Source organism: Variovorax sp. 54 (assembly GCF_002754375.1).
Classification (GTDB): Bacteria; Pseudomonadota; Gammaproteobacteria; order Burkholderiales; family Burkholderiaceae_C; genus Variovorax.
Map to the genome: position 1 here is coordinate 5,591,544 of NZ_PEFF01000001.1, position 23,037 is coordinate 5,614,580.

Consider the following 23,037-nt stretch of genomic DNA (forward strand, 5'->3'; position numbering starts at 1 on the left):
GATCGCGGCCTGAATCCCACGTTGCAAATAACAGTAATTCTCATTTGATTGACAAAATACTGACTCAAAGTCAGTATCGGCGCCTTCTTCGTTCCTGACCCGAAGGCGTCCATGGACTCCCATTCCCCGTCGGCGGCTGCCGACCCGCGCCGCCGCCTGGCCCTGGTGGCGGCGGTCTACCTCGGCAGCTTCATTGCCACGCTCGACGTGAGCATCGTCAACGTCGCGCTGCCCACGTTGCAGCGCGCGCTCGCGACCGACCTGGCCGGGCTGCAGTGGGTGATCGACATCTATGCGCTGTGCCTGTCGGCCTTCATGCTGTCGGCCGGCTCCCTCGGCGACCGCTACGGCCGCAAGCGCGCCTGGCTGGCCGGCGTGGTGGTCTTCACCGTGGGCTCGGCGATGTGCGCGATGGCGTCGGGGCTGCCGATGCTGCTCGCGGGCCGCGCGGTGCAGGGCGTGGCGGGCGCGCTGATGATTCCGGGTGCGCTGTCGCTGCTGGCGCACGCTTTCCCCGAGCCAGCGAGCCGCGCACGGGTGATTGGCGGCTGGTCGTCGTTCACGGCGCTGTCGCTGATCCTCGGGCCGATGCTCGGCGGCCTGCTGGTGGACCACGCGGGCTGGCAGAGCATCTTCCTCATCAACCTGCCGATCGGCGTGCTGACCGTGGCGCTGGGGATGTGGGGCCTGCGCGAGTCGTCGCACCCCGAGCACGCGGCGCTCGACCCGGCCGGGCAGGTGCTCAGCGTGCTCTGGCTGGGGGCGTTGACTTACGGGCTCATCGCTGCGGGCGAACATGGCTGGGGCTCGCGCCACGCGGTGATCGCTCTTGTCGCGGCAGGTGTCGGGCTGGCGCTGTTTCTGGTCGTGGAGGCGCGCGTGGAGCGGCCGCTGCTGCCGCTCGCGCTGTTCCGCGACGCGCGCTTTTCGGTCACCAACTTCGCCTCGTTCGTGCTCGGCTTTTCGACCTATGCGAGCCTGTTCTTCTTCTCGTTGTTCCTGCAGCAGGTGCAGGGCTGGTCGGCCAGTGAGACCGGTTGGCGGCTGGTGCCGCAGTTCGTGGCGACGGGCGTCGTGGCTTCGCAGTTCGGCCGGCTGGCGCGCCGCTTCGAGGTCCACACGCTGATGGTCGCGGGCTACGGGCTGATCGGCGCGGCGATGCTGTTGCTGACGCTGTTCTCGGCCGACACGCCGTACCTGCCGCTGGCGTTGATCTTCGTGGCGCTGGGCGTGGGCGCGGGCCTGGCCGTGCCAGCCACGAGCACGGCGGTGATGGCCTCGGTGCCCGCGCAGCGCTCGGGCATGGCCTCGGCGACCATGAACGCGTTGCGCCAGGGCGGCATGCTGATCGGCATCGCGCTGCTCGGCACGCTGATGCGCACGCGCGCCACCGCGTTGATGACCGAGTCGCTCGCGCGTGCCGGCGTGCCCGATGCGTCGCAGGCGGCTGTGGCTGCGGTCTCGCGGCATGACCTCGGCGCGCTTGCGGCGCTCGACGCCGGCACCGCGCAGCGGTTCTTGAGCGATGCGCTCGCGGGCGGCTTCCATGCCGCGATGGCCTGTGCCGGCGTGGCCGGGTTGGTGGCGGCGGGGCTGCTGCTGCGTGTCAGGCCGCGTGCCGCCGCAGTGGCCGCCGCCACGCGCGCCTGAGCTGGGAGCCGCTCGCCATGCCCGCTGTACGCGTTCCTTTCCTGCGCCGGAGTGCCCGACGCCTTCTGTCCATTCCCAAGGAGTCTTTCATGGTCCGTCATGAACTCAGTCAATGGCCGCTGGTCATCAGCGTGTCTACAGGCTTGCAGACGCTGGAAAGCATGCAGGCCTTCTCCGAGGACTGGAACCGCTGGCTCGACCGCGGCGAGCCCTTTGTCTCGCTGCGCGTGTTCGCGGACGCCGACGCGCTGGTGCATCCCGAGGGCAGTGCGCAGCGCGCCAAGCAGTGGCTGCAGGCGCGCGGCGCCGACATCCGCCGCCATATGATGGGCATGGCGAGCGTGGTGCCCGCCGACCAGTTCGAGAAGATCAGCAAGATGAACGTCGAGAAGCTCTTCGGCATTCCCGCCAGCACCTTCGCCCGCACCGACGAAGCCCTGACCTGGTTGCGCGAACGCGTGATGGCGCCGCGCGGCCTGATCCTCGATGCCGCGGCGGTGCGCGCTGCCATCGACACGGCACGCGCGGGTGCCACGGCCTCCTGACCATGACAAACAGCAGCCCCGACGACACCCCTGCCACCACCGCACGCCGCCGCACCAAGGCGCCGCAGACCCGCGCCGCCGCGCTGATGGACGCTGCCGAGCAGCTGTTCATCACCAAAGGCATTGCGGCCACCAGCATCGATGACATCGCGGCCGGCGCGCAGGTGGCCAAGGGCACCTTCTATCTGTACTTCCCGTCGAAGGAGGCGATGCTCGGCGCGTTGCAGCAGCGCTTCGTCGACACCTTCTGCGGGCGCCTGCAGGAGGCGATGGACCGCCACGCGCCGGGCAAGTACCGCGCGCGGCTCAAGGCCTGGGTGGAGACGGGGCTGGAGACCTACCTGGACAACGTCGCGTTGCACGACGTGGTGTTCCACGAGTACCGGCCCGAGGACCGGCGCATGCGCAACGACAACGTCGTCATCACGCAGCTCGTGACCCTGCTGACGCAAGGCGACGCCGCGGGCGTGTGGGAGGTCGAGGACGCGACGCTGACGGCCGTGATCCTCTTCAATGCACTGCACGGCGTGGCCGACGATGCCGTGGCGATGGGGCCGCACGCGAACCCCGTGGCCGACCGGCGCCGCCGCGCCCGCGCGCTCACGCGCTTCTTCGAGCAGGCCCTGCGGCCCGACGACAGCGACGACGCCTGATCGCGTCGGTCAGAGTTTGTAGAAACGCTTGATGGCGTCCCACGCGTCTTCGGGCGCGTCGACGTATTCGAAGAGCTTCACGTCGCCCGGCGAGATCACGCCTTCGTCCACCAGGAAGTCGAAGTCGATCATCTTCTTCCAGTAGGCCGAGCCGAACAGCACGATCGGCACCGGCTTCGACTTCTTGGTCTGCACCAGCGTGATGACTTCGAACAGCTCGTCGAGCGTGCCGAAGCCGCCGGGGAACGCCACCAGCGCCTTCGCACGCATCATGAAATGCATCTTGCGGATCGCGAAGTAGTGGAACTTGAAGCTCAGCGCCGGCGTGACGTAGGGGTTGGCTTCTTCTTCCATCGGCAGCGCGATGGCCAGGCCGACCGAGAGGCCGCCGGCTTCGTGCGCGCCGCGGTTGGCCGCCTGCATGATGCCGGGGCCGCCGCCGGTGCACACGAAGAGCTTGTCCTGCGGCTCCTTCTTCTCGCTGTACTGCGCGACCAGCTTGCCGAAGGTGCGCGCCTTCTCGTAGTAGTGCGAGTTGCGCGCGAGCCGGCGCCAGCGGTCGGCCGCGGCCGTGTCGCCGGCCGCCTCGGCCTGCGTGACCAGCGCGGTGGCTTCGTCTTCGCTGCGGAAGCGCGCACTGCCGAAGACCACCACCGTGTTCTCGATGCCGTGCGCGCGCTGCTCGAGGTCGGGCTTCATCAGCTCCAACTGCATGCGGATGCCGCGCGTTTCGCGGCGCAGCAGGAACTCGGGATCGGCGAAGGCCAGGCGCGAGGGATCGGGGTCCAGGGGCAGGCCCCGGTCGGAGTGGGACTGCAACGTGGCCCAGGCATCGGCCAGGCGCTTGTCGTGAATGTTGTGCGTGTTGTTCATGGAGCTGTCGAGCTGAATTGACCAGACATTGTGCGCCGACGCAAGCGGTGTGCCCGCCAACGAAAAAGGCTCCTTGCGGAGCCTTTTTGTGGTGGTGGTCAACCGGGTGCGAACGCGCTCAGACGCGCTTGCGGTATTCGCCGGTGCGGGTGTCGATTTCGATCTTGTCGCCTTGTGCAACGAAGAGCGGCACGCCGATTTCGAAGCCGGTGGCGATCTTGGCGGGCTTCATGACCTTGCCCGAGGTGTCGCCCTTGACGGCCGGCTCGGTCCAGGTGATTTCGCGCTCGACGCTGGTCGGCAGTTCGACCGAGATGGCCTTGCCGTCGTAGAACACCACTTCGACAGCCATGCCGTCTTCGAGGTAGTTCAGGGCGTCGCCCATGTTCTCGGCTTCGACTTCGTACTGGTTGTACTCGGTGTCCATGCAGACATACATCGGGTCGGCGAAGTAGGAGTAGGTGCACTCCTTCTTGTCGAGCACGATCTGGTCGATCTTGTCGTCGGCCTTGAAGACCACTTCGGTGTTGAAGTTGGCGATCAGGCTCTTGAGCTTCATGCGCACGGTGGCGCTGTTGCGGCCGCCGCGGCTGTACTCGGTCTTCAGGACGACCATCGGGTCCTTGCCGTGCATGATGACGTTGCCGGCGCGGATTTCTTGAGCGATTTTCATATCAGGTTCTCTGGATGTTGGCCGCTCGGTGCGCGGGGCCCTCGGCGCTGTGTGCCGTCGTATCTGGCCCCGCCGTACATGTCCCGCGGCAGGTTTGGCGAAAGGCGTCCCGGACCACGGCGGTCAGGGCTGAATTCCGCAAAGCCTGCTATTTTAGCTTTTTCCGGCGACCAGCTGCCGCAGTTGGGCGAGCAGATCGTCCTGCGCGAGCAGCCTGTCGCGCGCCGCACGGGCGGTTTCGCGCCATGCCGCCAGCGGGCCGGGTGGGGGCAGGGCGCTGTCGCCGAAGCCGTTCCAGGCGTGGTGAAAAAGCCGCAGCGCGGGCGGGGCGCCGAGCCAGTCGAGCCAGGCGTTGAGCTTGACGTGGTGCGCGTCGTCGTCCTGCGGGTAGATCTGCCAGACCAGGGGCGCACCGGCCCAGAGGGCGCGCACCAGGGAGTCTTCGCCGCGCACGAAGTTGAGGTCGCAGGCCCACAGCAGGTGGTCGAAATCCGCCTGGCTGAGGTAGGGGAGGTATGAAATTGATAGCGAACTTTGGACGCCCATCGGGCGATCAGGCGCATCAAGGCTCGCCTGCACGGCGCGCGCGGCCCGGCCCGCGGTGACCAGCAAGCGCGTGGGCACCGAGTCGGCAGCCAACTGGGCCAGCAGAGCGGTCAGCGCCGGCGGCTCGTAACAGAAGAGCGAGACCAGGCGTTCGCCTTCCTGCCAGGGAATCTGCTGCGCCTCCAGCCAGCGCGCCCGGTCGAAGCGTGCCTGGCGCGCCATCAGGTCGGGCTCGCGCAGCAGGCCGCCGGTCGCAGGCGTGAAGCCCGGGTAGAAGAAACGCTTCGTCAGCCCGGCGCCCGGGCCTTTGAACACCGGCGACGGCAGCCGGTGCAGCTTCTCGACATAGGGCTCGGCCGACAGGTATTCGAGGTTGATCCAGGCCTGCGCATGGCTCGGGGCTTGCGCGAAACGCGCGACGAGTTCGGGCTCCGGGTCGCAACCGAAAGCTTCGACCAGCACGTCAGGCACCGAGTCGGCAACGGCGCGGCGCACGACTTCGGCGTCGGACCAGTCGATCACCTGCACGCCGTCGCAGCCGGCCGGCGCCATCCAGTGCAGCGCCGTCGGGTCGTCGACCCACAGCCGCGCGCGCTCGCCGGCCGCCGCCAGCTGGCAGGCCAGGCGCCAGCAGACGCCCAGGTCGCCGTGGTTGTCGATGACTTTGCAGAAGATGTCCCATTGCATGCGCGTGCCCATGGCCGCGAGTGTGCCTGCCTTCGCGGTCGCCCAGGCGCAGGCGAAAACGCCGCGTGATTGCTATGCTGGCCCTCGCCACAACAACCATCGGAGAGAGCCAGACCATGAGGATGCAGACCCGTCGCCGTTCGCAGATTTCTTCTTCGTCTCCCTTGTCCGCCGCCCGACGCGGCGTGCTCGCGCTCTCGCTGGCCCTGGCCGGCATCGCCGGCGCCCAGGCCCAGACCGCGCCGCTCACCGCTCAACAGCAGCGCTTCCGCGAGATCTACAAGGAGCTGATCGAGATCAACACCACCCACTCGGTGGGTGACAACACCGCCGCGGCGCGGGCCATGGAAAAACGGCTGGTCGATGCCGGCTTCGCCGCGGGCGACATCCAGATCTTCGAGCCCTTCCCGAAGAAGGGGAACCTGGTGCTGCGCTTCAAGGGCGACGGCAGCAAGAAGCCGCTGCTGCTGCTGGCGCACATCGACGTGGTCGAGGCCCGCCGCGAAGACTGGAAGACCGACCCCTTCAAGCTGCAGGAAACCGGCGGCTACTTCACGGCGCGCGGCGCCATCGACGACAAGGCGATGGCCGCGGCGCTGGTCTCCGTGCTGGGGCAGCTCAAGCAGGAAGGCTTCAAGCCCAAGCGCGACATCATCCTGGCGCTCACGGCCGACGAGGAGCGCGGCGACGCGCTGAGCAACGGCGCCTTCTGGCTCATCAACAACAAGCCCGAGCTGCTGCAGGCCGAGTTCGGCATCAACGAAGGCGGCGGCGGCGAGCTGCGCGGCGGCAAGCCGAACCTGCACCGCATGCAGGTGGCCGAGAAGATGTACACGACCTACATGCTCGAGGCGCGCGACGTCGGCGGCCACAGCTCGGTGCCGACCAAGACCAACCCGATCTACGCGCTCTCGGCCGGCCTGGAGCGCCTGGGCAACTACGCGTTTCCGATCAAGCTCGCGGACGTCACCAAGACCTACTTCGCGCGCAGCGCACCCTTTGCCGCCGGCCAGCTGGCCGACGACATGCGCGCCATCGGCAGCGGCAACCCCGACGCCGGCGTGCTCGAGCGCATGACGGCCAACCCGGCCTACAACGCGCAGCTGCGCACCACCTGCGTGGCGACGATGGTGCAGGCCGGCCATGCCGAGAACGCGCTGCCGCAATCGGCCAAGGCCACGGTCAACTGCCGCATCCTGCCGCACGACGATCCCGAGGAGGTCGAGCGCCTGCTGACCCAGGCGGTGGGCAACGACAAGATCGTGGTGCGCAACATGGGCAAGCCGCTGCGCAGCCCGGCCTCGCCGCTCAACGGCGACCTCGTGAAGACGGTCGAGACGCTCACGCAGCAGATGTGGCCCGGCGTGCCCGTGGTGCCCGCGATGAGCACCGGCGCCACCGACAGCCGCTTCCTGCGCAACGCCGGCATCCCGATGTACGGCGTGACCGGCATGTTCCTCGAGCCGACCGATGCGCGCGCGCACGGGCTGGACGAGCGCATCGAGATCCAGCGCCTGTACGACGGGCGCGAGTTCCTGTACCGGCTGGTGTCGGAAGTCGCGAAGTAAATAGACAGATCAGTGATCAGGCCGAAGGGCCGGCGCGGCGAGGGCTGCGCCGGCCCTTGGTCGTTCAGGGCGTGAAGGTGTCGCCCAGCACGATGCCCTCGCGGCGCGGGTCTGCACCGCCGGTCAGCGCGGGCTTGCCGCCGACGTTCGTGCGGATGATGGTGCTCACGCCGCTGGACTGCGCGCCGAAGTTCACCGTGTGACCGAGCGCTCGCAGGCCAGCAATCAGCGGGTCGTTGTTGCCCGCGTTGGAGGTGTCGATGGCCGGATGCTCGCCGCCTACGTTGGTGAGGCTGTAGGTGGCGCCGGAGGGCGTTGGTGGTGGGGTGTTGGTGGCACCGAAGTCGACCAGCGACGTGGCTTGTTGCGCATCGAGTCCCCAGTCGAGCGCGCCAACCAGTGTCTTCACCACGTACTGGATGATCGTGCCGCCGCCCGGCGAGCCGGTGCCCATCACGAACTCGCCCATGCTGCCGTCGGCGTTCTTCTTGAACACCAGCGTCGGCGCCATCGTGCTACGCGGGCGCTTGCCGGGCGCGACGCGGTTGGCGAACTTCACGTTCGGGGTCACCGAGGTGTCGATCGGGTTGGGCGCGAAGTCGGTCAGCTGGTTGTTCAGCAGGAAGCCCTGCGTCATGTGGAACGAGCCCATGCTGGCTTCCACCGTCGTGGTCATCACGACCACGTTCCCTTGCTTGTCGACGACGGTGAAGTGCGTGGTGCCATGCTCTTCGGTCTTGTCGACGCCCAGCGGCACATCGCCCCGATCGCCAGCCTTGGCGAGGTTCATGCTCTTCGTCAGGCTGATGAGGCTGGCGCGGCCCTGCAGGTAGGACTTGTCGATCAGCATGGCGGGGCTGCCGCCGGGCAGCGGCACGAAGTCGGTGTCGGCCACGTACTTGTCGCGGTCGGCATATGCCAGCCGCTCGGCCTCGCTCACCAGGTGCACGCCCATCACGCTCGGCTTGCCGCCTTCGAGGTCGATGGCGGTCGGCTTGTACAGGCCCAGGTTGAAGGTCTCCAGGATGCCGAGGGTGGCCACCACCGCGATGCCGCCCGAGGACGGCGGCGACATGCTGCACACGTAGTAGTCGCGGTACGTGCCGCAGACTGGGTCGCGGCGCTTGGCCTTGTAGTTGGCCAGGTCGGTCAGCGTGGTCTTGCCGGGCGTGATGGCCGAGCCGTCGCTGGCTGCCGTGGTGACGCCGATCTTGTCGACGATGCCCTTGGCGATGTCGCCCGTGTAGAAGGCGTTGGCGCCTTGCGTGGCGATGGTGGTGAGCGTCCTGGCGTAGGCCGGGTTCGTGAGCTTGGTGCCCAGCGCCTTGGGCGTGCCGTCGGCGTTGAAGAAATAGGCCGTGGCGTCGGCGTCTCGCTTCAGGCTCGACGCGGAACCCGCGATGGCGCTCGCCATGCGTCCGCCGATCAGGAAGCCGTCGGACGCGAGCGTGATGCCGTAGCCGAACAGGTCTTTCCAGGGCAGCTTGCCGTGGTCTTGATACGCGATGTCGAGCATGCGCACGGCGCCGGGCGTGCCGATGGAGCGACCGCTCGCTCGGGCGCCGCCGGGCTTGGGCGCGGTCTGGTCGTTCGTGTCGTCGATCCAGCGCAGGTAGTTCTCGGTGGCCGCGGCAGGCGCCGTCTCACGCCCGTCGTAGGCCTGCAGCTTCTTCGTCGCCGCGTCGTAATGGAGCATGAAGGCGCCGCCGCCCAGCCCGCTCGATTGCGGCTCGACCAGACCGAGCACGGCCTGCACCGCCACCGCCGCATCGACCGCGCTGCCGCCCGCTTTGAGCACGTCGCAGCCGGCGCGCGTGGCCAGCGGGTGGTTCGCCACCACCATGTAGTTCTTGGCGTAGACCAGCTTGTGGCCCGGCACATAGCCCGACGCCGGTTCCGGTGCGGCCGGATCGCCCGGGTCGCCCGAGCCGACGACCACGGAGGTGCCGCTGCTCGGAATCTGGCAGCCGTTGTCTGGGGCGGGCGGGGTGGGCGGCGGCTGGTTGGCCGCGTTGATCGCCGCGATGGCCGCGACGAGCGCGGCGTTGTTCTGCGCGTCGTTGTTGCTGCTGCCGCCGCAGCCGGCCACGGCCAGGGAGAGCGCGAGGGGCGTCAGGGCCCACCACACGCGCGTGGAGTTTTTCTTCATGGAGAGTGCTTCCCGAGTGCTGTTATTTGAAGGACAACGGGCGCTCCTCGCGCCCGCACCCATCATGAGCACATTTCGTTCCCGCCCGTGTCACGTGCGTGCGGGGTGGCCGGGTTCGCCGCGGGGCCTCGCGCCGCGCGCCACAATAGCCGCCATGTCCGACGTGCATTCCGATCAATTGCTCAGCGAAGTCGCGGCCCTGCCGCAGCTGCCGGGCGTCTACCGCTATTTCGACGCGGCCGGCGCCGTGCTGTATGTGGGCAAGGCGCGCAACCTGAAGAAGCGGGTCGCCAACTACTTTCAGAAGAGCCACGGGGGCACCCGCATCGGCCACATGATCTCGAAGATCGTGCGCATGGAGACCACCGTGGTGCGCTCCGAAGCCGAGGCGCTGCTGCTCGAGAACAACCTGATCAAGACGCTCAAGCCGCGCTACAACATCCTATTTCGCGACGACAAGAGCTACCCTTACCTGAAGATCGCCTCGCACGCCTTTCCGCGGCTGGCCTACTACCGCGGCGCGGTCGACAAGAAGCACCGCTACTTCGGGCCGTACCCGAGCGCCTGGGCGGTGAAGGAATCGATCCAGCTGCTGCAGAAGGTGTTCCGCCTGCGCACCTGCGAGGACACGGTGTACGCCAACCGCACGCGCCCCTGCCTGCTGTACCAGATCAAGCGCTGCAGCGGCCCCTGCGTGGCGCTCATTTCGCCCGAGGCCTACGCGCAGGACGTGGCCAGCGCCGAGGCCTTCCTGCTCGGCGACACGCAGGGCGTGCTCTCCACGCTGGAGCAGCGCATGACGGCGCACGCCGAGAAGCTCGAGTTCGAGCAGGCGGCCGAGCTGCGCAACCAGATGTCGGCGATCTCGCGCGTGCTGCACCAGCAGTCGATCGAGGTGGTGTCCGACAAGGACGTCGACATCCTCGCGGTCAAGGTGCAGGGCGGCAAGGCCTGCGTCAACCTCGCGATGGTGCGTGGCGGGCGCCACCTGGGCGATCGCGCGTACTTTCCGGTGCACGTGGACGACGCGGCACAGATCCACCACGGCGAACTCGACGCGGAAGAGGGCGTCGACCCGGTGGCCGCCGACCCGATCGAGGTGCAGGTGCTCGAGGCCTTCATTGCGCAGCACTACATCGACGTGCCGGTGCCCGCCACGCTGGTGCTGGGCCGGCAGGTGAGCCGCGCGCTCATCGAGGCCATTTCGCAGCAGGCCGGTGCGCGCGTGACGGCGGTGTTCCAGCCGCACGAACAGCGTCGTCACTGGCTCGAGATGGCCGAGACGAATGCCGGCCTGCAGCTCGCGCGGTTGCTGGCCGAAGAGGGCTCGCAGCAGGCGCGCACCCGCGCGCTGGCCGATGCGCTCGAGCTGGCGTCGGACGACCTGGACAACTTCCGCGTCGAGTGCTTCGACATCTCGCACACGGCGGGCGAGGCCACGCAGGCCTCGTGCGTGGTGTTCGCGCACCACACGATGCAGAACCGCGAGTACCGCCGCTACAACATCGAGGGCATCACGCCCGGCGACGACTACGCCGCCATGCGCCAGGTGCTGCACCGCCGCTACGGCAAGCTGGCCGAGGCGATGGCGGCCGAGACCGAGGCGCTGGCTCCGGGCGACGCCGAGAGCGAAGGGGCCGAAGGCGTCGAGGCACCGCCGCCCAAGACCCCGGCCGCGCGCATGCCCGATCTGGTGCTGGTCGACGGTGGCAAGGGCCAGGTGTCGATGGCGCGCGAGGTGTTCAGCGAACTGGGCCTGCCGCTGTCGCTGATCGTCGGCGTCGAGAAGGGCGAGGGCCGCAAGGTCGGGCTCGAAGAGCTGGTGTTCGCCGACGGCCGCGAAAAGGTCTACCTCGGCAAGGATTCGGCGGCCCTGATGCTGGTGGCGCAGATCCGCGACGAGGCGCACCGTTTCGCCATCACCGGCATGCGGGCCAAGCGCGCCAAGGTGCGCGTGGGCGGCAGCCAGCTCGAAGACATTCCGGGCATCGGCCCGAAACGCCGGGCGCGCCTGCTGCAACGTTTCGGCGGCATCCGCGGCGTGGCGGCAGCGAGCGTGGAGGACATCGCATCGGTCGAAGGCATTGCCACCGAATTGGCCGAGGAAATCTATCGCGCGCTGCGTTGAAGACGGGATTGCCCCCGACCTTCCAGCGCTTCACGCGTGCATGACACAATCGCCCGCATGTTCTGGACCCTACCGACCATCATGACCTGGACGCGCATCGTCGCGATTCCGTTGATCGTCGGCGTTTTCTACCTGCCGATCAGCGAGCCGATGCGCAACCTGATCGCCACGGTGATGTTCATCGTGTTCGCCGCTACCGACTGGCTCGACGGTTACCTGGCGCGCAAGCTCAACCAGACCTCGTCCTTCGGCGCCTTTCTCGATCCGGTGGCCGACAAGTTCCTGGTGTGCGCCGCCCTGCTGGTGCTGGTGCATCTGCAGCGCGCCGACGTGTTCGTGGCGCTCATCATCATCGGCCGCGAGATCGCCATCTCGGCGCTGCGCGAATGGATGGCGCGCATCGGCGCCGGCAAGAGCGTGGCGGTCCACATGATCGGCAAGGTCAAGACGACCGTGCAGATGGTCGCGATTCCCTTCCTGCTTTATGACGGGCACCTCTTCAAGGTGATCGACACCGGCTTCTGGGGGCAGTGGCTGATCTGGATCTCGGCGGTGCTCACCGTCTGGTCGATGGTCTATTACCTGCAGAAGGCCATTCCCGAGATCCGGGCCCACTCCAAATGACGGCGGCCGTCTCGGCCCGCAACGCAGGCTGGCTGCGGGCGATGCCGGCGGTCTTTGTGCTGATCTGGAGCACGGGATTCATCGTTGCGCGCTATGGCATGCCCTACGCGCCGCCCCTCAAGTTTTTGGCCGTTCGCTATGCGCTGTCGCTCGCCTGCTTCGGCCTGTGGGTCATGCTCGCGCGGGTGGCGTGGCCGTCGAAGCGCGCGCAATGGGGGCACCTCGCAGTCACGGGCGTGCTGATGCAGGCCGGCTATCTCGGTGGTGTCTGGGCTGCGGTGCATGCCGGCATGGGCGCGGGGCTGGTCGCGCTGCTGGTCGGCATCCAGCCGGTGCTCACGGCGGTCTGGCTGTCTTTCAATGGCGGGCGCATTTCGGGGCGGCAGTGGACCGGGCTCGCCCTGGGCTTTGCAGGGCTGGTGCTCGTGGTGTCGCGCAAGCTGGGGCAGGGCACCGAGGTCAACGCGCTGACGATGGGGCTGGCCGTGATGGCGCTGCTGTCGATCACGGCGGGCACGCTGTACCAGAAGCGCTTCGTCGCGCCGTGCGACGTGCGCAGCGCCAGCGCGGTGCAGATGGCGGCCGCGCTGCTCGTGACTCTGCCTTTTGCCGCGCTCGAGACGCAGGCCATCGAATGGAACACGCATTCGATCGGCGCGATGGCGTGGTCGGTGCTGGCGCTGTCGCTGGGCGGCAGCTCGCTGCTTTATATGTTGATCCAGCGCGGCACGGCCACGGCCGTCACCAGCCTGCTGTACCTCGTGCCGCCGTGCACGGCGCTGATGGCCTGGCTGCTGTTCGCCGAACCGATCACCTGGACCACGGTGCTGGGCATCGGCTTGACGGCCATCGGCGTGAGCCTCGTGGTGCGCGCCGAGCGCTGACGGCGCTTTCTTTTTCTTTCAGCGCCCGCCCGGCTTGACCGGCTTCCAGGGCTCCGAGCGGAACTGTTCGACCAGGTGATCGACCAGCAGACGCACGCGGCGCGGCGTCTTCGGCCGCCAGGGCGCGACCCAGTGGATGTCGGCGTCGGGCATGCCGTACTGCGGCAATACGCGCACGAGTTCGCCGCCGGCCAGCTGCGGCGCGATGTCCCAGAGGCTGCGCAGCATGACGCCGTGGCCCGCGAGGCACCAGTCGCGCACCATCTCTCCTGAATTGCTCGTGAGCGGACCCTGCACCCGCACGCGTGCCGTGCTGCCGTCACGCGCGTGGCGCAGTGTCCAGAGCGCGAACTGGCGCGACTGCGCCGCGTCGCCGTTCTCACGCGCGATCAGGCAGTCGTGCGTGGCCAGCGCTTCCACCGTGGCGGGCGTGCCGCGGCGTGCAAGGTAGTCGGGCGAGGCGGCCAGCACACGCTGGTTGCGCGCGATGCGGCGAGTGGTCCAGTCGGCGGCGCGGTGCTGCTGCACCGCCCACAGCCAGACCGCGCCGTCGTAGCCTTCGGCGCCCAGGTCGGGCAGCTGCTCGGTCAGCAGCAGCTCGACCTGCAGGCCGGGGTGCTGCGCCTGGAAGTCCGCGAGCGCCGGGCCGAGCCAGCGCCGGCCGAAGCCGAAGGTGGCGGCGAGGCGGACCGTGCCGATCAGCGCGTTCTGCCGTTCGCCGAGTTCGCTTTCGAGCGCCGCGAAGCCGTCGAGCAGCGTGCGCGCATGCAGGCACACGGCCTCGCCCTCGGCCGTGACACTGAGCCGCCGCGTCGTGCGATCGAACAGCCGCTGCCCGAGCCGAGCCTCCAGCGCGCCGAGCCGTTTGGTGACGACCGAGGGCACCACGTCGAGCGTGGCCGCCGCGCCGGCCAGGCTGCCCTGGTCGCGGATGGCCAGCACCAGTTCGAGATCGCCGCGTTCCATCGCGTGGGGATTCATGCCAAATCGGAAAGTATGAATTGGCTGATTGTTGCTTGATGGCCGCCGGGGTGCAACGCACAATCGTGGCGTGACGGCTTCTTTCCTCGACTTCCCCCGCTTCGACATCGCCCGCGATGGCGTGCGCATCCATGGTCGCATCGGCGGGCAGGGCGCCCCCTTGCTGCTGTTGCACGGCCATCCGCAGACGCATGCGATCTGGCACCGCGTGGCGCCTGCGCTGGCCGAGCGCTTCACGGTGGTTGCCGTGGACCTGCGCGGCTATGGCGACTCGGGTCGCCCGGCGGCCGACGACGAGCACGCGGTCTACAGCAAGCGGGAGATGGCGCGTGACGCGCTGGCCGCCATGCAACACCACGGCTTCGAACGCTTCGCCGTGCTCGCGCACGACCGCGGCGCGCGTGTGGCGCACCGGCTCGCAGCCGACCATCCGGGCGCGGTCGAGCGCATGCTGCTGCTCGACATCGCGCCGACGCTGGCGATGTACGAAGGCACCTCTGAAGCGTTTGCCAAGGCCTACTGGCACTGGTTCTTCCTGATCCAGCCGCCGCCGCTGCCCGAGGCGCTGATTGCCTCCGATCCGGTGCGCTATGTGCGCAGCGTGATGGGCGGGCGGCACGCGGGGCTCGCGCCGTTCGCGCCCGAGGTGCTGGCCGAGTACGAACGCTGCATCGCCATCGCTGGCACCGCCGAAGCCATCTGCGAGGACTACCGCGCCTCCGCCACGATCGACCTCGTGCACGACCGCGCCGACATCGCCGCCGGTCGTCGCCTCGCGCAGCCGCTGCGCGTGCTGTGGGGCGAGCATGGCGCGGTGGGGCGCGCGTTCGACGTGCTCTCGCTGTGGCGCGAGCGGGCCGACGACGTGTCGGGCCACGCGCTGCCCTGCGGCCACTACATCCCCGAAGAAGCCCCCGAGGCCTTGCTGGCCGAGGCGCTGAATTTTTTCGTTTCCCCTGAACACCCAGGAGCCACTTCATGAGCACCCACAGAATCGCAGTCATCGCCGGCGACGGCATCGGCAAGGAAGTCATGCCCGAGGGGCTGCGCGTGCTCGATGCGGCGGCGCGCAAATTCGGCATCGACCTGAAGTTCGACCACTTCGACTTCTCGAGCTGGGACTATTGCGAGAAGCACGGCCAGATGCTGCCCGACAACTGGAAAGACCAGATCGGCGGCCACGACGCCATCTTCTTCGGTGCGGTCGGCTGGCCCGAGAAGATTCCCGACCACGTGTCGCTGTGGGGCTCGCTGCTCATGTTCCGCCGCGAGTTCGACCAGTACATCAACCTGCGCCCCGCGCGCCTGATGCCCGGCATCATCGCGCCGGTGGTGCGCCGCGACGGCTCGCCGCGTGAACCCGGCGAGATCGACATGTACATCGTGCGCGAGAACACCGAGGGCGAGTACTCGAGCATCGGCGGGCGCATGTACCAAGGCACGCCGCGCGAGATCGTGGTGCAGGAAACCGTGATGTCGCGCGTGGGCGTCGACCGCGTGCTGAAGTTCGCGTTCGAGCTGGCGCAGTCGCGGCCGAAGAAGCACCTGACGAGCGCCACCAAGTCGAACGGCATCTCGATCACCATGCCGTACTGGGACGAGCGCGTGGTGGAAATGGCCAAGGGCTACCCGGGCATCACGCTCGACAAGTTCCACATCGACATCCTCACGGCGCACTTCGTGCAGCGGCCCGACTTCTTCGATGTGGTGGTGGCGAGCAACCTGTTCGGCGACATCCTGTCCGACCTGGGCCCGGCCTGCACCGGCACGATCGGCATCGCGCCCAGCGCCAACCTCAACCCCGAGCGCACCACGCCCTCGCTGTTCGAGCCCGTGCACGGCTCGGCGCCCGATATTGCCGGCCAGGGCATCGCCAACCCGATCGGCCAGATCTGGTGCGGCGCGATGATGCTGGAGTTCCTCGGCCACAAGGACGCGCACGACGCGATCCTGGCGACCATCGAGAAGGTGCTCGCGCCCCAAAGCGGCGCACCGCGCACCCCGGACATCGGCGGTCGGGCGGGCACGGCCGACCTCGGAAAGGCAATTGCCGAGGCCCTTTGAAAAGTACGTCGCGAAACGCCCCTAAAATCGCGCGCTCCGCTGGGCTGCAGAGCCTTGTGTCTTATTGACACCCCGCAGACCAGTGGTTGTAATCCTCGCTGGCAGTGCGCTGCCGAGGCGTCAGGCCTGCCATGTTCTTGAGTCGCACCCGTCGCGGCCAGGTCGCAGCTGACGAAAGCCGACCAACTTTTTTTCGACAAGGGGCCCTTGTGAACAAGACCGAACTGATTGAGCACATCGCAAAGAACGCCGATATTTCCAAAGCCGCAGCGACCCGTGCGCTCGAATCCACCATTGGCGCCATTCGCACCACGCTCAAGAAGGGCGGCTCCGTGTCGCTCGTCGGTTTCGGCACTTTCGCAGTCGGCAAACGCGCAGCCCGCACCGGCCGGAATCCCCGCACCGGCGAGGCGATTAAAATCAAGGCTGCCAAGATCCCGAAGTTCCGTCCCGGCAAGGCGCTCAAAGACGCGCTGAACTGAGGCTGTAGACTCGGAGAGTATTTCAGGTGGGGTGCTTAGCTCAGTTGGTAGAGCGGCGCCCTTACAAGGCGTAGGTCGGGGGTTCGAGCCCCTCAGCACCCACCACCACCCGATGCAAAGGCGAACACCGGTTCGCCTTTTTTATTGCCGTCCGGCGCCCGTCGAAAAAGAGTGTTCAAGCATGTTTGATACCTTCCGCAAGTACAACAAAGTCGTGATGATTTTCTTGTTCTTGCTGATCATTCCCTCGTTCGTCTTCTTTGGTGTCGAGCGCTACCAGGGCATGGGCGGCGACGAGAAGGTGGCCCGCATCCAGGGTCACGACATCACCAAGCCCGAGTGGGATCAGCAGCACCGCGTCGAGACCGACCGCATCCGCCAGCAGTCGCCCAACGTCGATCCGACGCTGCTCGACTCCGACGCGCTGCGCTACGCCACGCTGGAACGGATGGTGCGCGAGCGCGTGCTGGCGGCCGCGGCGGTCAAGTCCAACGTGTCGGTGTCCGAAGACCGCCTCTCGCGCATGTACGCGCAGGATGCCGGCTTGGCCGCCTTCCGCACACCCAAGGGTGACTTCGACAGCGAGGCTTTCCTTCGCGCCACCGGCCGCACGCCCGCGCAGTACGAAGCCTCGTTGCGCGCCGAGATGGCCTCGCAGCAGGTGCTGCTGGGCGTGACGGGCACGAGCTTCGCGCCGGCGGCACTGACCGCGGCCACGGTGAATGCCTTCTACGACCGCCGTGAAATCCAGGTGGCGCGCTTCGCACCCGAGAGCTTTGCGTCGAAGGTGACGGTCAGCGATGCCGACATCGAGACCTACTACAAGGACCACACGGCGCAGTTCCAGGCGCCGGAGCAGGCCAGCATCGAGTACCTCGTGCTCGACCTCGAAGCCGCGAAGAAGAACATCGTCGCGAACGAAGCCGACCTCAAGACCTACTACGAACAGAACACCGCGCGCTTCGGCACCAAGGAAGAGCGCCGTGCCAGCCACATCCTGATCACCGCACCGGCCAGCATGTCCAGCGGCGACCGCGCCAAGGCGAAGGCCAAGGCCGAGCAGCTGCTGGCCGACGTGAAGAAGGCACCGAACACCTTCGCCGACGTAGCACGCAAGAACTCGCAGGACCCCGGCTCGGCCGAGAAGGGCGGCGACCTCGACTTCGTCACGCGCGGCGCGATGGTCAAGCCGTTCGAAGACGCGATGTTCGCGCTCAAGAAGGGCGACATCAGCGACCTCGTCGAAACCGAGTTCGGCTACCACATCATTCAGCTGACCGACATCAAGCCGGCCGTGGTGCCGCCTTTCGAGAAGGTGCGCGCCACCATCGAGAGCGAAGTGCGCGCACAACAGGCCACGCAAGAATTCGCGAAGGCTGCGGAAATTTTCACGGACACCGTGTATCAGCAGCCCGAGAGCCTCAAGCCGGCCGCCGAGAAGCTCAAGCTCACGATCCAGACCGCCACCAACGTGCCGCGCACGCCCGCGCCGGGTGCCACGGGTCCGCTTGCCAGCCGCAACTTCCTGCAGGCGCTGTATGCCTCCGACGCGCTGGAGCGCAAGCAGAACACCGAAGCCATCGAAGTCGGCCCGAACCAGCTGGCATCGGGCCGCGTGACGCAATACACGGCCGCGCATCCGATTCCGCTGGCCGAGGTGAAGGACAAGATTCGCGCACAGCTCATCACCGAGCGCGCTGCTGCATTGGCCAAGGCCGAAGGCGAAGCCAAGCTCGCCGCCTGGAAGGTCAAGGCCGACGGCGCCACCTTCGGCGCGCCGGTCACGGTGTCGCGCATCGACGCGCAGTCGCAGCCCGCACCGGTGATCGACGCCGCATTGCGCGCCGATGGCGCCAAGCTGCCCGCGCTGCTCGGCGTGGACCTCGGCATGCAAGGCTACGCCGTGGTCCGCGTGACCAAGGTCGTGCCGCGCACGCCACCGACGGCCGAACAGGCACAGCAGGAAAGCATGCAGATCGCTCAGTCGGTGACCGCCGCCGAAGCCGCTGCGTACTACGAGCTGCTGAAGCAGCGCTTCAAGGTCGAGATCCTCGTGCCGAAGCCGGCCGACACGCTGCCGACCGCTGCAGCGGCTCGCTGATACAGACGAGCAACCGCTGCTCGCAACAAGCCCGGGTCCGACGACCCGGGCTTTTTTTGGTCGCACGAGGGACAAGCGCCGCCCGTGCTTCTTGCCAGAATCCGGCGCATGGGAACCCTTTACCTCGTGCGCCACGGACAGGCCAGCTTCGGTGCTGCCGACTATGACAACCTGAGTGAGCTCGGCCACCGGCAGGCCGTGCGCCTGGGCGAATACTGGCGCGAGCGCGGCATGCGTTTCGATGCCGTCATCACCGGCACGTTGAAGCGCCACAAGCAGACCTGGGAGGGCATCGCGCAGGGGCTCGGGCTGTCGCGCGACGACGTGCTGCCGTGGCCGGGACTCAACGAGTACGACAGCGAAGCCGTCATTGCCACGGTGCACCAGGGCAAGCTCGAGAAGCCCGATTCACCCGAGATGTACCGGCATCATTTCCGCCTGTTGCGCGACGGGCTCGGCGCATGGATGCAGGGGCGCACGGCGCCGGTCGGCATGCCGAGCTACGTCGACTTCCTGGCCGGCGTGACCACGGCGCTCGACCATGTGCGCGAGCGGCACCACGGCGCGAAGGTGCTGGTGGTGTCGAGCGGCGGGCCGATCAGCACCGCGGTCGGCCATGTGCTGGGCACCAGCGCCGAGACGACCATCGAACTCAACCTGCGCATCCGCAACAGCTCGGTGACCGAGTTTGCCTTCACGCCGAAGCGGCACATGCTCGTGACCTACAACACCTTGCCGCACCTCGATGGGCCGGCGTACGAGGATTGGGTCACGTATTCCTGAACAGCGTCAGGCCTGCCAGACGCCGTAGCCGGCGCGGCGCAGGGCGATGCCCAGGTCGACCTCCATCAGCCGCGCATCGTCATACGGCATCGGGTTGTAGCGTTCGTAGAGCGCGGGCAGCAGCCGCAGGCCGAACTCCTGCACGAAGCGGTTGGCCTGGATGCCGGCCTTGTGCTTGTCGAAACGGATGTCGGGGTCCAGGCCGGTCATGCCGACATAGACGAAGGGCTTGCCGAGTTGGTAGTCGGGGTTGGCGCGCCGGAAGCGGCCGTTGTTCCAGACGCGATCGTCGAGTTCGACCACATAGACGTGGTGACGGGCGCGTGGTTTGCGGGGCATCGGCGGGGAGGCCTCGCGAGGCTGGCTGAAGAAGTGCGGGGTTCAGGCAGCCGGAGCCACCGGCCGCATTGCGCGGCACGGCGTCTGGGGCATCAATCAGCTCTTGCGCTTGATGAGACCGTAGAGAACCAGCAACACGATCGCACCCAGCACGGAGGCGATGAAGCCGGCGCCCTGGCCGGCGGTGTACCAGCCCATCGCCTGGCCCAGGTAGGTCACGCCCACCGAACCTGCAACGCCGATCAGCGTGGTGACGATGAAGCCGGCGGAGTCGTCGCCCGGCTTGACGGCCCGCGCCACGAGACCCACGACGAACCCGATCAGGATAGTCCAGACGATGCTCATGAAGAAGTTCCTTTGAAGAAGTGAAAGTGGCGGGAGCCGGGCCCGGCCGGGCCGCTCGCATTCATGATAGCGGAGGCATTCGCGCGTCGGTGTCGGCCAGACACATCGAACGGGCGACTGCGAAGTTATGCCCACGGGGCAGGGCGGATGTGTGGCGGCAGACCATCGCGAACGGCCTGCGAAGGCGCTGGGTCGCACGTCGATGTGGCATTTCGGCGTCTTTGGTGACCGCGAGATCGAAAGCCGCGATTTTTAACGCTACAATCAGAGGCTCTACGGTGGCTGTAGCTCAGTTGGTAGAGTCCCAGATTGTGATTCTGGTCGTCGTGGGTTCGAGTCCCATCAGCCACCCCAAAAAATTCAGTCCCTGCGCTATTTCTCAATAGCACCCAAGGGATTCCAACGCCGGGCTTGCCCGGCGTTGTCATTTCTGGCTTCGCCGTCGCTTCAAGCGCCAGGTTGCAAGCCGCATTCTTTCCCCCTGCTACCCTGATTTTGAAAAGTGCCCAAAATGGTGCGCGTGTGTTGCGCCTTGTTGCATTCAACCAATGCGTCTGCATTTTTCTGCTGAAAAGGCGCTTGTGGCAAAAGTGGTTTGAATTAGAATTCAGCCGTTTTCAATTCACAACAGGAGTCCAACAATGGCTTCGTCACTCGCCGATATCAATTCCCAGATCCAGAAGCACGACGAGCAGATTGCCCAATTGCGCAAGCAGGCCGAAGACCTGCGTAACCAGGAACGGGCCGGCGTGATCGAAGAAGTGCGCAGGAAGATTGCGGAATACGGTTTGACCGCTTCCGATCTGAAGCTGGGTGGTGGCCGTGCCGCCGCAACCAAGCGCAGCGCAGGTCCTGCAGCAGCCAAGGCCGCCGCCAAATACCGCGGCCCGACGGGCGAAACCTGGTCCGGTGGCCGTGGCCGCAAGCCGCGCTGGGTCACGGAAGCCCTGGCAGCCGGCAAGTCGCTCTCCGATTACGAGATCAAGTGATTGCCCGCAGAATCAGTTGGACATTCGCCCAATAAAAAAGCCCGCTTCGGCGGGCTTTTTTATTGGGAAGCGCGCAGGGTGATGCGCGCGTGCCCCGGTCAGTTCACCATCACGAGTTTTCCCTTGACGCCGCGCGATCCCATGTGCGCATAGGCGGCCTTCAATTCGGCCATCGGCATCGTGCTGTCGATCACCGGCTTGATTTTTCCCTGGCCGTACCACTGGGCCAATTCGGCCATCATCTGTGCATTCGCCTTGGGTTCGCGCTTGGCGAAATCGCCCCAGAACACGCCCACGAGCGACGCGCCTTTGAGCAGCGTCAGATTCAATGGCAGCGACGGGATCGGGCCCGACGCAAAACCGACCACCAAATAGCGACCGCGCCAGCCAATCGAGCGGAATGCCGGTTCTGCGAAATCGCCGCCCACGGGGTCGTAAATCACATCCGGGCCTTTGCCGTCGGTCGCAGCTTTGATGGCGTCGCGGAAACCATTGGGCAGCGCGTGCGTCGTGTAATTGATCGTCACGTCGGCGCCAATCGAGCGGCAGAGTTCGCACTTCTCGTCGGTCGATGCTGCTGCAATCACTTTGGCGCCCGCCGCCTTGGCGATCTGGATGGCCGCGGTGCCCACGCCGCCGGCCGCGCCGAGCACCAGCACGGTTTCGCCGGCCTTGAGCTGCGCGCGGTCCATCAGTGCGTGCCACGAGGTGGCGTAGATCATGATGAACGCGGCGGCATCCACGTGGCCGAAGCCTTCGGGCAGCGGCATGCACAGCGCAGCGGGTGCCAGCGTGTGGGTGCCGAAGCCGCCGGTGCCCGACAGGCACGCCACGTTCTGGCCGACCTTGAGGTGGGTGACGCCTTCGCCCACTGCCTGAATCACGCCCGCATATTCCGATCCGGGAACGAAGGGCAGCGGCGGCTTGATCTGGTACTTGTTCTGCACGATCAGCAGGTCGGGGAAATTCAGGCTGGCCGCCTTGATTTCGATCAGCACCTGGCCCGGGCCCGGTGTGGGGGTGGGCAGTTCTTTCCAGGTCAGCGCGTCGACGCCGGTGGGGTTTTCGCAAAGCCATGCGTGCATGCTCGGGGTCTCCTTTGAATGAGTCGTGTGGGCAATGAATTCGGGGCGATGATAGGCGGCGCTGTGGTGCGGCGTTGTCCCTGCTGCGACGCACCCCGCACCTACAATCCGCTGCACCCAGAAGCACCATGAAGATACTTATTTCCAATGACGATGGCTTTCAGGCGCCGGGCATCGTCGCGCTGCATGACGCGCTCAAGGACATCGCCGACGTCGAAGTCGTGGCCCCCGAGCACAACAACAGCGCCAAGTCGAATGCACTGACCCTGGCCGCGCCGCTGTATGTGCACAAGGCGCACAACGGCTTCCGCTATGTGACGGGCACGCCGGCCGATTGCGTGCACATCGCGCTCAAGGGCCTGCTCGACTACCGCCCCGACCTCGTGGTCTCGGGCATCAACAACGGCGCCAACATGGGCGACGACACCATTTATTCAGGCACCGTGGGCGCGGCGATGGAGGCCTACCTGTTCGGCATCCCGGCCATCGCGTTCTCGCAGATCGAAAAGGGCTGGGCGCATGTGGATGCGGCGGCCCAGGTGGCGCGCCGGCTCGTGCAGCAGATCGAGCGCGAAAAGATGCTCGGCGGCCCCGCCTTCCTGCTCAACGTGAACGTGCCGAACCGACCGTTCGACGAGCTGAAGCCCGTCAAGGTCTGCCGCCTCGGCCGCCGCCACGCGGCCGAAAAGGTGATCACGCAAGACAGCCCGCGCGGAGAAACCATGTACTGGATCGCCGGTGCAGGCAGCGCCAAGGACAGCGGAGAGGGCACCGACTTCCACGCGACCGCGGACGGCCACATCGCGCTGACGCCCTTGCAGATCGACCTGACCGACCACGCCAACCTAGGCCAATGGCGCGAGACGGTCGCCCGTCTCGGCAATTGAC

22 protein-coding genes and 2 tRNA genes are annotated in these 23,037 nt (G+C 67.0%); 16 read left to right on the forward strand and 8 right to left on the reverse strand.

Annotation, left to right across the window (positions count from 1 at the left end):
• Positions 1 to 111: 111 nt before the first annotated feature.
• The 3 genes from CLU95_RS25545 to CLU95_RS25555 all read left to right on the forward strand — a co-directional run bounded on the left by CLU95_RS25545 (position 112) and on the right by CLU95_RS25555 (position 2,848).
• Positions 112 to 1,650, forward strand: a complete 1,539-nt coding sequence (locus tag CLU95_RS25545) for a DHA2 family efflux MFS transporter permease subunit (RefSeq protein ID WP_099796184.1) — start codon at positions 112 to 114, stop codon at positions 1,648 to 1,650.
• A gap of 89 nt (positions 1,651 to 1,739) precedes the next feature.
• The gene (locus tag CLU95_RS25550) at positions 1,740 to 2,195 is read left to right on the forward strand and encodes a hypothetical protein (protein WP_099796185.1); all 456 of its coding nucleotides are present in this window, start codon (positions 1,740 to 1,742) and stop codon (positions 2,193 to 2,195) included.
• A gap of 2 nt (positions 2,196 to 2,197) precedes the next feature.
• Positions 2,198 to 2,848 (forward strand): TetR/AcrR family transcriptional regulator, encoded by a 651-nt coding sequence (locus tag CLU95_RS25555; protein ID WP_099796186.1) that lies wholly within the window; start codon positions 2,198 to 2,200, stop codon positions 2,846 to 2,848.
• A gap of 9 nt (positions 2,849 to 2,857) precedes the next feature.
• Here the strand turns inward: CLU95_RS25555 and CLU95_RS25560 are convergent, their stop codons facing one another.
• The 3 genes from CLU95_RS25560 to earP form a co-directional block, all read right to left on the reverse strand.
• Positions 2,858 to 3,721, reverse strand: coding sequence for a TIGR00730 family Rossman fold protein (locus CLU95_RS25560; protein ID WP_099797480.1), 864 nt, complete (start codon positions 3,719 to 3,721; stop codon positions 2,858 to 2,860).
• Positions 3,722 to 3,839: 118 nt separating this feature from the next.
• On the reverse strand, positions 3,840 to 4,394 hold the full coding sequence (efp, locus tag CLU95_RS25565) for an elongation factor P (RefSeq protein WP_093011949.1): 555 nt from the start codon (positions 4,392 to 4,394) through the stop codon (positions 3,840 to 3,842).
• Positions 4,395 to 4,547: 153 nt separating this feature from the next.
• Positions 4,548 to 5,639 (reverse strand): elongation factor P maturation arginine rhamnosyltransferase EarP, encoded by a 1,092-nt coding sequence (gene earP / locus CLU95_RS25570; protein ID WP_099796187.1) that lies wholly within the window; start codon positions 5,637 to 5,639, stop codon positions 4,548 to 4,550.
• Between the two features lie 104 nt (positions 5,640 to 5,743).
• Between earP and CLU95_RS25575 the strand changes: the two genes are divergently transcribed.
• Entirely contained in the window at positions 5,744 to 7,195 is a 1,452-nt protein-coding gene (locus tag CLU95_RS25575; RefSeq protein ID WP_099796188.1) for a M20/M25/M40 family metallo-hydrolase, read from the forward strand.
• Positions 7,196 to 7,259: 64 nt separating this feature from the next.
• Here CLU95_RS25575 and CLU95_RS25580 read toward each other — a convergent pair whose 3' ends face one another.
• Positions 7,260 to 9,344, reverse strand: coding sequence for a gamma-glutamyltransferase family protein (locus CLU95_RS25580; protein WP_099796189.1), 2,085 nt, complete (start codon positions 9,342 to 9,344; stop codon positions 7,260 to 7,262).
• Positions 9,345 to 9,498: 154 nt separating this feature from the next.
• Here CLU95_RS25580 and uvrC point away from each other — a divergent pair, with 154 nt between their 5' ends.
• Genes uvrC through CLU95_RS25595 form a run of 3 tightly spaced genes read left to right on the forward strand, consistent with a single transcriptional unit; the run spans position 9,499 to position 12,980 of the window.
• A complete protein-coding gene (gene uvrC / locus CLU95_RS25585; protein WP_099796190.1) occupies positions 9,499 to 11,472 on the forward strand; it encodes an excinuclease ABC subunit UvrC in 1,974 nt (657 codons plus the stop codon).
• A 57-nt stretch (positions 11,473 to 11,529) separates the two neighbouring features.
• Positions 11,530 to 12,096 (forward strand): CDP-diacylglycerol--glycerol-3-phosphate 3-phosphatidyltransferase, encoded by a 567-nt coding sequence (pgsA, locus tag CLU95_RS25590; protein WP_099796191.1) that lies wholly within the window; start codon positions 11,530 to 11,532, stop codon positions 12,094 to 12,096.
• Positions 12,093 to 12,980, forward strand: coding sequence for a DMT family transporter (locus tag CLU95_RS25595; RefSeq protein ID WP_099796192.1), 888 nt, complete (start codon positions 12,093 to 12,095; stop codon positions 12,978 to 12,980). Before pgsA ends, CLU95_RS25595 begins: the two co-directional genes overlap by 4 nt.
• A gap of 18 nt (positions 12,981 to 12,998) precedes the next feature.
• Here CLU95_RS25595 and CLU95_RS25600 read toward each other — a convergent pair whose 3' ends face one another.
• A complete protein-coding gene (locus CLU95_RS25600) occupies positions 12,999 to 13,961 on the reverse strand; it encodes a LysR substrate-binding domain-containing protein (RefSeq protein ID WP_099796193.1) in 963 nt (320 codons plus the stop codon).
• Positions 13,962 to 14,031: 70 nt separating this feature from the next.
• On the opposite strand from CLU95_RS25600, the gene CLU95_RS25605 reads away from it, so the two are divergent.
• The 6 genes from CLU95_RS25605 to CLU95_RS25630 all read left to right on the forward strand — a co-directional run bounded on the left by CLU95_RS25605 (position 14,032) and on the right by CLU95_RS25630 (position 19,391).
• Positions 14,032 to 14,943, forward strand: coding sequence for an alpha/beta fold hydrolase (locus tag CLU95_RS25605; protein ID WP_099796194.1), 912 nt, complete (start codon positions 14,032 to 14,034; stop codon positions 14,941 to 14,943).
• The gene (locus tag CLU95_RS25610) at positions 14,940 to 16,025 is read left to right on the forward strand and encodes a tartrate dehydrogenase (protein WP_099796195.1); all 1,086 of its coding nucleotides are present in this window, start codon (positions 14,940 to 14,942) and stop codon (positions 16,023 to 16,025) included. The genes CLU95_RS25605 and CLU95_RS25610 overlap by 4 nt, the downstream gene beginning before the upstream one ends.
• A 209-nt stretch (positions 16,026 to 16,234) precedes the next feature.
• Entirely contained in the window at positions 16,235 to 16,507 is a 273-nt protein-coding gene (locus CLU95_RS25615) for an HU family DNA-binding protein (protein ID WP_099796196.1), read from the forward strand.
• A gap of 29 nt (positions 16,508 to 16,536) precedes the next feature.
• A tRNA-Val gene (locus CLU95_RS25620) sits at positions 16,537 to 16,612 on the forward strand.
• A gap of 76 nt (positions 16,613 to 16,688) precedes the next feature.
• Entirely contained in the window at positions 16,689 to 18,608 is a 1,920-nt protein-coding gene (locus tag CLU95_RS25625; protein ID WP_099796197.1) for a SurA N-terminal domain-containing protein, read from the forward strand.
• 108 nt (positions 18,609 to 18,716) lie between these two features.
• The gene (locus CLU95_RS25630) at positions 18,717 to 19,391 is read left to right on the forward strand and encodes a histidine phosphatase family protein (RefSeq protein ID WP_099796198.1); all 675 of its coding nucleotides are present in this window, start codon (positions 18,717 to 18,719) and stop codon (positions 19,389 to 19,391) included.
• 6 nt (positions 19,392 to 19,397) lie between these two features.
• On the opposite strand, the gene CLU95_RS25635 is transcribed toward CLU95_RS25630, so the two are convergent.
• Complete coding sequence (locus tag CLU95_RS25635; protein WP_095744681.1) at positions 19,398 to 19,730, reverse strand: hypothetical protein; 333 nt, start codon at positions 19,728 to 19,730, stop codon at positions 19,398 to 19,400.
• A gap of 96 nt (positions 19,731 to 19,826) precedes the next feature.
• Positions 19,827 to 20,075 carry a GlsB/YeaQ/YmgE family stress response membrane protein gene (locus CLU95_RS25640; RefSeq protein WP_099796199.1) on the reverse strand — a complete coding sequence of 83 codons (249 nt, stop codon included), beginning with the start codon at positions 20,073 to 20,075 and terminating at the stop codon, positions 19,827 to 19,829.
• Between the two features lie 278 nt (positions 20,076 to 20,353).
• On the opposite strand from CLU95_RS25640, the gene CLU95_RS25645 reads away from it, so the two are divergent.
• Positions 20,354 to 20,429, forward strand: a tRNA-His gene (locus CLU95_RS25645).
• 287 nt (positions 20,430 to 20,716) lie between these two features.
• Entirely contained in the window at positions 20,717 to 21,064 is a 348-nt protein-coding gene (locus CLU95_RS25650; protein ID WP_056583066.1) for an H-NS histone family protein, read from the forward strand.
• Between the two features lie 98 nt (positions 21,065 to 21,162).
• Here CLU95_RS25650 and CLU95_RS25655 read toward each other — a convergent pair whose 3' ends face one another.
• Positions 21,163 to 22,149: an NADPH:quinone oxidoreductase family protein gene (locus tag CLU95_RS25655; protein ID WP_099796200.1), complete on the reverse strand. Its 987-nt coding sequence runs from the start codon at positions 22,147 to 22,149 to the stop codon at positions 21,163 to 21,165.
• 128 nt (positions 22,150 to 22,277) lie between these two features.
• Here CLU95_RS25655 and surE point away from each other — a divergent pair, with 128 nt between their 5' ends.
• On the forward strand, positions 22,278 to 23,036 hold the full coding sequence (gene surE / locus CLU95_RS25660) for a 5'/3'-nucleotidase SurE (protein ID WP_099796201.1): 759 nt from the start codon (positions 22,278 to 22,280) through the stop codon (positions 23,034 to 23,036).
• The last annotated feature ends 1 nt before the right edge of the window (position 23,037 follow it).

Bases quoted from the DNA above. Each gene is read 5' to 3' on its own strand.
- CLU95_RS25545 (WP_099796184.1), top strand. From the start codon at position 112: ATGGACTCCCATTCCCCGTCGGCGGCTGCCGACCCGCGCCGCCGCCTG.
- CLU95_RS25550 (WP_099796185.1), top strand. From the start codon at position 1,740: ATGGTCCGTCATGAACTCAGTCAATGGCCGCTGGTCATCAGCGTGTCT.
- CLU95_RS25555 (WP_099796186.1), top strand. From the start codon at position 2,198: ATGACAAACAGCAGCCCCGACGACACCCCTGCCACCACCGCACGCCGC.
- CLU95_RS25560 (WP_099797480.1), bottom strand. From the start codon at position 3,721: ATGAACAACACGCACAACATTCACGACAAGCGCCTGGCCGATGCCTGG.
- efp (WP_093011949.1), bottom strand. From the start codon at position 4,394: ATGAAAATCGCTCAAGAAATCCGCGCCGGCAACGTCATCATGCACGGC.
- earP (WP_099796187.1), bottom strand. From the start codon at position 5,639: ATGGGCACGCGCATGCAATGGGACATCTTCTGCAAAGTCATCGACAAC.
- CLU95_RS25575 (WP_099796188.1), top strand. From the start codon at position 5,744: ATGAGGATGCAGACCCGTCGCCGTTCGCAGATTTCTTCTTCGTCTCCC.
- CLU95_RS25580 (WP_099796189.1), bottom strand. From the start codon at position 9,344: ATGAAGAAAAACTCCACGCGCGTGTGGTGGGCCCTGACGCCCCTCGCG.
- uvrC (WP_099796190.1), top strand. From the start codon at position 9,499: ATGTCCGACGTGCATTCCGATCAATTGCTCAGCGAAGTCGCGGCCCTG.
- pgsA (WP_099796191.1), top strand. From the start codon at position 11,530: ATGTTCTGGACCCTACCGACCATCATGACCTGGACGCGCATCGTCGCG.
- CLU95_RS25595 (WP_099796192.1), top strand. From the start codon at position 12,093: ATGACGGCGGCCGTCTCGGCCCGCAACGCAGGCTGGCTGCGGGCGATG.
- CLU95_RS25600 (WP_099796193.1), bottom strand. From the start codon at position 13,961: ATGAATCCCCACGCGATGGAACGCGGCGATCTCGAACTGGTGCTGGCC.
- CLU95_RS25610 (WP_099796195.1), top strand. From the start codon at position 14,940: ATGAGCACCCACAGAATCGCAGTCATCGCCGGCGACGGCATCGGCAAG.
- CLU95_RS25625 (WP_099796197.1), top strand. From the start codon at position 16,689: ATGTTTGATACCTTCCGCAAGTACAACAAAGTCGTGATGATTTTCTTG.
- CLU95_RS25630 (WP_099796198.1), top strand. From the start codon at position 18,717: ATGGGAACCCTTTACCTCGTGCGCCACGGACAGGCCAGCTTCGGTGCT.
- CLU95_RS25635 (WP_095744681.1), bottom strand. From the start codon at position 19,730: ATGCCCCGCAAACCACGCGCCCGTCACCACGTCTATGTGGTCGAACTC.
- CLU95_RS25640 (WP_099796199.1), bottom strand. From the start codon at position 20,075: ATGAGCATCGTCTGGACTATCCTGATCGGGTTCGTCGTGGGTCTCGTG.
- CLU95_RS25650 (WP_056583066.1), top strand. From the start codon at position 20,717: ATGGCTTCGTCACTCGCCGATATCAATTCCCAGATCCAGAAGCACGAC.
- CLU95_RS25655 (WP_099796200.1), bottom strand. From the start codon at position 22,149: ATGCACGCATGGCTTTGCGAAAACCCCACCGGCGTCGACGCGCTGACC.
- surE (WP_099796201.1), top strand. From the start codon at position 22,278: ATGAAGATACTTATTTCCAATGACGATGGCTTTCAGGCGCCGGGCATC.